Source organism: Phyllobacterium sp. P5_D12 (assembly GCF_054049495.1).
In genome coordinates, this window is the sequence record NZ_JBFUMG010000890.1 from 1 (window position 1) to 1,253 (window position 1,253).

Annotated in this window: 1 protein-coding gene and 1 tRNA gene; both read left to right on the plus strand. The window is 53.9% G+C overall.

Annotation, left to right across the window (positions count from 1 at the left end):
* A partial coding sequence (locus ACXJ5O_RS27375; RefSeq protein ID WP_457302657.1) for a GDYXXLXY domain-containing protein occupies nt 1-504 on the plus strand: 504 nt, incomplete at its 5' end.
* 115 nt (nt 505-619) lie between these two features.
* A tRNA-Leu gene (locus ACXJ5O_RS27380) sits at nt 620-702 on the plus strand.
* Nucleotides 703-1,253 lie beyond the last annotated feature (551 nt).

Genomic DNA, 1,253 nt, shown 5'->3' on the forward strand with positions numbered 1-1,253 from the left:
GCCATGGTCCAGCAGCACGTTTCGATTCTGCGCGATGGCACCGACATCACATTGCAAAGCGAACCCGTCGATCCGCACGATTTTTTGCGCGGCGACTATGTCACGCTTCGGTATGCCATCTCCAATATCGAGGCGGGAAAGATCAGCGGAACGATTCCCGCAACCGATGGACCTGCCGATGTCTATGTAACTGTGAAAGAGGGCGACGGCGGCGTGTGGACCTTCGCTGGCGCCTCATGGCAGAAGCGCGAAGATGTACCGTCTGGCGAAGTGCAGCTGCGTGGACGCACATCCAGCTTTGCCAACGCGGCGGCTTATAGCCCGCTGCGCGTCACCTATGGCATAGAGCGCTACTATGTGCCGGAAGGTCAGGGACGGGCGATCGAAGCTCAGCAACAGGAACGAAAGATCGAGGCGGTAGTTGCAGTCTCAAGCGCGGGAGATGCGCAGATCCGCGCATTGAAGGACAATGGCACCGTGCTTTACGAAGAGCCGATTTACTGAGTTCGGCAACTGGACGTTGCCAAAAATATATTCTGCCGGAAGCCGGGCTTTTTCCTTTGACGCGTGAAGAGAGGGTGATATAGGGACCGGCGCTTGAGGCTTATGTGCTTCATCTGCGGATATGGCGAAATTGGTAGACGCACCAGATTTAGGTTCTGGCGGGAGACCGTGGGGGTTCGAGTCCCTCTATCCGCACCATAGTTGTTAGCTATGCTATTGTTTTTGTTATTTTTTCCAAAAACCCCAGATTTCATTCCCCCTGGCAATCCACCCTAGATTTAGTGAGTATTCAGCGGGTAAGTCGGGTAGCCAGCCACGTTGCAAAGATACTGTAGAATCGAGCAGTGCGTTGCTGAACGGCCTCTCTTGGCCCAAAGCGGACACATTTGAGCTCACTCGAAAGAGGTCTCCAATATGTGGTGAAAGCTGCCGAAAGGGAACTGCGAGATGCGAAGTTCTGATGTCGAACGTTCTTCAGACAAGCTACCTGTAACTGTAACGTACTTCACTTCTTCGGCCCGGAACGAGCCTATGTTGCTTCATTGCACCGCCGGAGCCGCCTTAGTGTTGTTCCCAACTGATCGAAAAAGAAATGGGGCTACGAATGACTTGTCGGAGGGGTTACGACCGTTACTTTGAATCCGGCACCTTGATCATGGCGCATTCAGCCGGGGGAGCCGTGTACCTGTTGGCAAAGCCATGGACAAGCAACACGACAGGATCAAGTAGCGGGCAATGCGACTTATAGG